Consider the following 6,519-nt stretch of genomic DNA (forward strand, 5'->3'; position numbering starts at 1 on the left):
TCGCTCTGAACTGTGTAGCTACCCGATGTCAAATAAAAACCAGGGGTTTGTCTTTAAGCGGGGCAAAGGCATCGGCATCGAATCGGTAGAGGCTGGCGGGTCGGCCTGCGCCGCGCGACACCTTGATTCCTGTATCGGCCAAAAATCCCAGCTTCAGCAAGCGCGATCGAAAGTTGGAATAGTCCGAAAAGTTATCGCCTAAAACCGTGGTGTAAAGCTGGTACAAATCGCCAAGGGTAAACAATTCGGGCAGAACCTCAAAGGCGATCGGGCTGTATTCCAGCTTGTTTCGCAGGCGGCGATAGCCATATTGCAAAATTTCCTGATGGTCAAATGCCAGCTCCGGCAACTGATTCATGGGATACCAGGCAATGCCGCTGACCCCATCGGCAATCAGTTCGGCATCGGCCAGCCGCACCAGCGCAAAGTAGCTGACCGACAAGTAGCGCACGCCATAGCGGTTTGGCGCTTCTCGCGGATCGCGCTGGGGCCCGCCAAAGGTGTAAAGCTGCTCTAGGTAAAGGTTGTTGACGCGGATTTTTTCGGATAAAACTCGGTAGGCGGCATCTTCCAGCGATTCGCCCTGGCGTACCAGCGTCCCCGGCAGCGACCAATAGCCCAGATAGGGGTCGTTGTCGCGCATGACCAGCAGCACCAGCAGCCGATTCTGTTCCGTATCGACTGAAAAAATGACGTTATCCACGCCCACTTTGAAGTCTGCTAGCTGGTGTGGAGTGGAGTCACTAGGCTTGCGGGAGTGTCGTCCTGGCATGAGGTGTAGAGGCGCTGTTGGTGAATATATGCCTCGATAGGAGGAATGAGCAGGTGCGGGTCTTTGTCGGTGCGGTAGGCGGTTGAGGAGGCAGGAATGCCCTCGTGGGGGGCGATCGCCACCGTTGCGCCCAGCTTCCGCAGCGGCTCCAGATCCGCCTCTCGCAGCGGATAGCCCGGCCGGGGCACCACCAGCAGCCGCACTGTTTGCAATAGCGCCTCCACCCGATACCACTTGGGCAACTGCGCCACCAGGTCAGACCCTACCACCAGCGTAAACGTCGCCCGCTTCCATCGCCTCCGTGCCCGGTTCACCGTCACCAGCGCTCGTGGATGGCTGAGGTCAGGATAGACGTGCAAATTCCGGCGAACCGGGCGAATCGCCGCCACCATCAGCCGCAGCATGGCCGTGCGATGCTCCAGCGGCGTTTGGTGCAGCTTGAACGGGTTGTCCGAAGCCCACACCGCCACCTCATCAAACTGATCCGCCAGCCACACCAGGATATCCTGATGCGCTCGGGTGGGCGGGTCGGCGCTGGTTCCAAAGAGGGCGATGTGCATTTTAGGGGGTGAGGGGGTGAGGGGGTGACGGGGTGACGGGGTGACGGGGTGACGGGGTGACGGGGTGACGGGTTAAGACTAGAGACGTTTCAACACTCCAACACTCCATCACTCCAACACTCCATCACTCCGAATCCTCGCCTGCGTTTCCTCGGTCAGGCTATGCAGCGCGGGCGTGATTTCCGGCGTGTAGGGGTCGATGCAGATGACCTGGCGGAGGGTGGAGGGGAGGGCGGCAACGTTGGCGCGGGTGCGCTGGGCAATCGCCTCTAGGGGTTCGGAATGGGAAAGGCGCTGCCCCTGCTTCATCACTTGTTGCAGCAGGGGTTGGGCGGTGGGGTGCGATTCGGTGCAGAGTCCAAGGCGATCGCCCCCAAAGTGCCCGTCTTCGACGTAGCGAAACACCTGCTTGCGGCCAGGGTAAGTGGCTTTGCCGCTGGAGCCTTTGAGCGTGGGAATGCTGTCGATTTCAACGAGCTTATACACGCCGTTGACCGGGGAACCCGTGACCAGTTTCGTGCCAAAGCCATAGCCGTCGATGCAGGCTCCGGCCTGTTGCAGCCGCTCGACTTCGTATTCATCCAGGTCGCCGCTGGCGAAGATAGGAACGCCAGGGAGGAGCGATCGCACCGATTTCGACAGTTCCACCAGATCGCCAGAATCCAGCCGCACACCGCCCAGTTCTAGCCCCTCGGTCTTGATCCGCTCTGCCAGCCGGGCCGCCGCCGCCTCGGAATCGTAGGTGTCGATCAGCAGCGGCGCTTTGGGAAAATAGCGATGAAATGCGGTGAACGCATCCTGCTCACTGCCTTCCAGCGCTTCCAGCGCCATCACCAACGCATGAGCCATTGTGCCACTGGGTTTTCGCCCCAGTTGCAGCGCCGCCAGCACGTTTGAGGTCGCATCCAGCCCCGCCGCCAGAGCCGCCCGCGCCGCCCAGATCGAGGCTTGGGGGCTAAAGGCCCGCCGCGTGCCAAATTCCAGCAGCGTCGCTTCGGGGCCGGCCAAATCTCGCAGCCGAGCCGCCCGCGTTGCAATCAGCGTTTGATAATTCAGCGTGTTTAGCAGGTAGGTTTCCACCAGTTGCGCCTGCCACAGCGGCGCTTCGATCCGCAGCATCGGCTCATGGGCAAACACGACCGTTCCCTCTGGCACTGCCCACACGTCGCCGCTAAAATGCCCCGTTTCCAAAATGTCCCAAAATGCGGCGGGTGCCTGGTCAAACAGCTCAGTTGCTTTCAGCGCATCGATCTGGGACGTGCTAAATTTCAACTGTTGCAGGTAGTCCAGCGCTTGCTCCAGCCCCATTGCCACCAGATAGCCAAAACTCTGGGGTAGCCGCCGCACAAACAACTCGAAGCTGGCAGGTCGTAATGCCAGGTCTTCGCCGACGTAGCAAGCCGCCATCGTGAGCTGGTAGAGGTCGGTCAGCAATCCGTAGTCTGCGGGCGTAATGTTCAGCGCAGAGGCAGCCATAAGCCAGTGCAGTGTCATGGTTTAGTTTTAGGGTGATGCCTTGGCTCGTAGTAAGCGCTTCAGCGCTAAAGCGCTTACTACCAACCTAAGTTCTAGCTATGACGTAGCACTAGGTTGGCGAGTGAGAGAGAAGTGAGCTTCAGCGGTTATGACTGAAATTATAGTAACTTCAACCATAAATGTCTATTGCCAATTCAGGTTGTCTTGGAGGAAATGCTCAACAAAGTGACTAATAGACGGTCAGGCTGGGCCTAGTTTTACTAAAAAAAACCAAAACTGAGGACGGAACTTTTACAAAGATTGCGTTGAGATGATTCTTAGAAATCTTAAGCATTTTCGCCTGGACTGGGCTTCTCACCTACGGCTAGTGTTGAAACCAAGCCTCGCAGTCTGGTTAGAGTCGTTCTTGCTTGGTTCTGGGGCGATCGCCCTCGCCGTCTACACCTTGGGATCTAAAACGCTACAGCCGCCCTATGGACATTTCCGTTCTCACGCAAACATTTTTGGCAATCTTTGTACTGGCTGATCCACTGGGCAACGCGCCGATCGTCGTGCTACTTACCAAAGGCATGGATCTCGACCAAAAAAACCGCGTGGTCGATCGGGCCACGCTGGTCGCCACGCTAATTTTGCTGGGCTTTGCCTTTGTCGGTCAGCCGATTCTCACCTATTTGCACATCAGCACGGCCTCGCTGAAGGTGGCGGGCGGGCTATTGCTGCTGCTCGTGGCGCTAGATATGTTGCAGGGAGAAATTAACACCTATGAGGCGGAGCAAGAGCGCGACGTGGCGATTACGCCGTTGGCACTGCCGCTGCTGGCGGGCCCCGGTGCGCTGACCACCGTCACGCTGCTCATGGCTGATCGTCCTACGGCTCGCCTGAGCGTGGTGCTGGGGATCGTATTATCGATGTTCGTGACCTGGATTATTGTGCGGCAGTCTACCCGCATCGAAAAATGGCTGGGCGAAACCGGAACCATCATCGCTGCAAAGCTTCTGGGCTTTATTCTGGCGGCGCTGGCGGTAGAAATTGGCAGCGCGGGAATTCGAGAACTGTTTTTGTCCTGAAGGTTGTCCAGCAGGTTTGGAGTGGGCATGATGGCGTTTTGATGTGTTGGGGAGAGTTGATGGTGGGATGATGAGAGGAAGAGAGCATTAAGGGACTGGAATGAGACAACCTTGGGCTGTATTTAAGCTCATTCCTCATCCCCAGACCTCACATCTGTCCCCCTGCCAGATTCCCAGCCATGCGCCGCCTCCTACCGCTGCTCCTCCTCTGCCTCTGCCTGACGGGCTGCATTCAATACGACGTGGGCATTACCTACGACAGCCAGACCCACGGCGAACTGGTGCAGCGGATTCGACTGGATGGGCAGATTCCGGCAGCGCGGCAATCGACGGCGCGGGCATGGCTAGATGGACTGGAGCGACAGGCGCGGAAACTGGGCGGCAAGGTGCGACATCCGTCGAAGCAGGAGTCGCTAATTACCATTCCGTTTAATAATGGCAAAGACTTGGCTGCGAAGTTCAACCGCTTTTTTAACCCGTCGCAGGAGGAGCGGCGGCAGCTTTGGGGGCCGGATCTGGCGGAACTGCCTGCGATCGCCGCTCAACTAAACATCCGTGAAACGAACCTGCTGCTGGTGCAGCGCAATCGGCTGAGTCTGGATCTGGACTTGCGATCGCTCGCGGTTCGAGGAGCAGATGGCCGCCTGCTCGTATCGCCGGGGGGCTTGCTGGATGTCGATTTCAGGCTCAATACGCCCTGGGGGGTGCGGCGCGTGGACAGCACCCCAGCACCGGAGGTGGGCGATCGCCAGTTGACCTGGATCTTGCAGCCTGGCGAACTGAATCATTTAGAAGCGGTGTTTTGGGTGCCTAGCCCGCTGGGTTTGGGAACTGTGGCGATCGCCGTGATTGTCGGCATTGGCGCGCTGATTAAAGCGCTGCTGGAGGGGGATGGGGGAGTGGAGTGATGGGGCGAGAGAAAAAAACGAAAAACGAAAAACGAAAACTGGAATCCCTTAGCCCTTCGTTCTTCGCTCTTCGTTCTTCGCTCTTCGTTCTTCATTTTTCTCTCTTTCCCCCTCCACCCCTCCTAACTCCCAACCTCTGGCTCGCGCTCTGTCCGAATCCACTGGGTTTGACGATTGCTAAAGAAGCCGAAGTAGCGGGGGATTTTGCGAAGTACGTAGAGCGGAATACTGAGCAAGGCGCTGGCGGGAATCAGATCTGTGCCGAAGCGAACCCATGCGCCGGAAATTGCGCCCAGCAGCAGGCAACCCTGAGCCAGCAGCAGCGCCGCAGGCAGAGGAGATGCGCCCAACAGCAGGGCGATCGCCGCTATTCCCAGCACCACAGCCCACAGCATCACTAGCAGCGACAGGGGCGGCACTGCGAGGTCGAGGGCGATCGCCAGCAGGTCAACGCGACCCCGCCGCAGCGTTTCGCCCAATAACCGAGGCACTTGAGTCATCAGCGTGTGCAGATGGCCATGCTCCCAGCGAGTGCGCTGCTGATCGGCGGCGGTTCGGCGGGCGGGCAATAGCCCCATCACATAAGCAGTGGAGCAAAAGAGGGGCGGATGTCCGGCGATCGCCAAGTCCAACCCAAGCTGCATATCTTCCACAATATTGCCGCTGGCCAGGGGTATCCCCCGAATCACATCCCAGGGAAAGGCCATACCTGTGCCCGTCAATAGCGACGGCATTCCCAAGCGCGATAGTCCCAGCAATCTCACTTGATTTTTCACCAGAAACGCGAGGGAAGATACGGCGCTGGCGGCACTGGGGCGCGGTGGTGTTTCCATTAGATAAACCGATTGCACCGGGCGATGCGTTGCTGCTGATAGGCTGGCAATTTCGGACAGCGCGCCAGCATTCATCCAGCAGTCTGCATCGGCCATTACCACCACCTCTGGCGGATTTTTGGCAAGATGACGCAGCCCAAAATCCAGCGCATAGCCCTTGCCACGACGGTCGGGATCGCGCCGCTCAATCACCTCAGCGCCAGCCGCGAAGGCGACAGCGGCGGTATCGTCAGTGCAGTTGTCGGCTACCACCAGCAGGCGATCGCCCGCCTGGAGTTGCGGCAAAATCGTGGCGATCGCTGCGCCAATGCCTGCTGCTTCGTTATGGGCAGGCATCAGCACTGCCGTCCGGGGATGCACTCTGCGGCCCCGAATTCTAGGCGCAGGCAGCGGCAGCAGCGCCATCACGCATTCCACAAACAGTACCGACACAGGCACCAGCAGCAGTCCACCAAGACCCAGTAGCAAAAGATTGAGCAACAGCATACGGCTTCGCCTTCAGCAACCATTCAAAACACACAAATCAAGACACACAAACTAGCGCTCTCTTAGTGTGGGTGGAGAATGGCAGCGGCTAACTCCGAAAACTCACGCAATTTGCCAATCTTCTGATGCTTGTATCTGCACTTGGTCTTGCGAGATATGCAGTTTTTATCCGTTCCTCAATGCAAAAAGTCCTGGAAAGCGAATGGATGAAAGAATGTTGTGGCTTAGTCTAGGTAGACTTATAGGAGAAAACCAGACAGGAAAGAAAAAGGTGAAAGAGCAGTTGCCTGAATACCTTCTAGCTTCATTAAAAGCTGATTATTACTCGCCAACCTAATCCAGGTATCTGCTGCGTCTGCGCCTGCTGGTTGACTGACAAAAATTGACTTTAAGAGCCGGAATACCCTGCTGCGAGGT

General features: G+C 57.7%; 6 protein-coding genes. 2 read left to right on the plus strand and 4 right to left on the minus strand.

Features of this window, described 5'->3' with window-relative positions; translation table 11 throughout:
• Positions 1 to 28 precede the first annotated feature (28 nt).
• The 3 genes from IGS16_RS04990 to IGS16_RS05000 all read right to left on the minus strand — a co-directional run bounded on the left by IGS16_RS04990 (position 29) and on the right by IGS16_RS05000 (position 2,826).
• The gene (locus IGS16_RS04990; protein WP_297083851.1) at positions 29 to 772 is read right to left on the minus strand and encodes an NUDIX domain-containing protein; all 744 of its coding nucleotides are present in this window, start codon (positions 770 to 772) and stop codon (positions 29 to 31) included.
• A complete protein-coding gene (locus IGS16_RS04995; RefSeq protein ID WP_297083853.1) occupies positions 721 to 1,332 on the minus strand; it encodes a nicotinate-nucleotide adenylyltransferase in 612 nt (203 codons plus the stop codon). The genes IGS16_RS04990 and IGS16_RS04995 overlap by 52 nt, the downstream gene beginning before the upstream one ends.
• Positions 1,333 to 1,440: 108 nt before the next feature.
• Positions 1,441 to 2,826, minus strand: coding sequence for a nicotinate phosphoribosyltransferase (locus IGS16_RS05000; RefSeq protein WP_297083855.1), 1,386 nt, complete (start codon positions 2,824 to 2,826; stop codon positions 1,441 to 1,443).
• Between the two features lie 455 nt (positions 2,827 to 3,281).
• On the opposite strand from IGS16_RS05000, the gene IGS16_RS05005 reads away from it, so the two are divergent.
• Together IGS16_RS05005 and IGS16_RS05010 are read left to right on the plus strand one after the other, a co-directional pair.
• Positions 3,282 to 3,875, plus strand: coding sequence for a MarC family protein (locus tag IGS16_RS05005; RefSeq protein WP_297083856.1), 594 nt, complete (start codon positions 3,282 to 3,284; stop codon positions 3,873 to 3,875).
• Between the two features lie 179 nt (positions 3,876 to 4,054).
• Positions 4,055 to 4,783, plus strand: coding sequence for a DUF3153 domain-containing protein (locus tag IGS16_RS05010; protein WP_297083858.1), 729 nt, complete (start codon positions 4,055 to 4,057; stop codon positions 4,781 to 4,783).
• Between the two features lie 122 nt (positions 4,784 to 4,905).
• Here IGS16_RS05010 and IGS16_RS05015 read toward each other — a convergent pair whose 3' ends face one another.
• Positions 4,906 to 6,102 (minus strand): glycosyltransferase family 2 protein, encoded by a 1,197-nt coding sequence (locus tag IGS16_RS05015; RefSeq protein WP_297083860.1) that lies wholly within the window; start codon positions 6,100 to 6,102, stop codon positions 4,906 to 4,908.
• Positions 6,103 to 6,519: the final 417 nt, after the last annotated feature.

Origin of the sequence: Thermoleptolyngbya sp. C42_A2020_037 (genome assembly GCF_015272455.1) — a bacterium.
GTDB lineage: Bacteria > Cyanobacteriota > Cyanobacteriia > Elainellales > Elainellaceae > Thermoleptolyngbya.

Excerpts from the sequence above, each read along its gene's own strand:
- IGS16_RS04990 (WP_297083851.1), bottom strand. The coding sequence starts at position 772 with ATGCCAGGACGACACTCCCGCAAGCCTAGTGACTCCACTCCACACCAG.
- IGS16_RS04995 (WP_297083853.1), bottom strand. The coding sequence starts at position 1,332 with ATGCACATCGCCCTCTTTGGAACCAGCGCCGACCCGCCCACCCGAGCG.
- IGS16_RS05000 (WP_297083855.1), bottom strand. The coding sequence starts at position 2,826 with ATGACACTGCACTGGCTTATGGCTGCCTCTGCGCTGAACATTACGCCC.
- IGS16_RS05005 (WP_297083856.1), top strand. The coding sequence starts at position 3,282 with ATGGACATTTCCGTTCTCACGCAAACATTTTTGGCAATCTTTGTACTG.
- IGS16_RS05010 (WP_297083858.1), top strand. The coding sequence starts at position 4,055 with ATGCGCCGCCTCCTACCGCTGCTCCTCCTCTGCCTCTGCCTGACGGGC.
- IGS16_RS05015 (WP_297083860.1), bottom strand. The coding sequence starts at position 6,102 with ATGCTGTTGCTCAATCTTTTGCTACTGGGTCTTGGTGGACTGCTGCTG.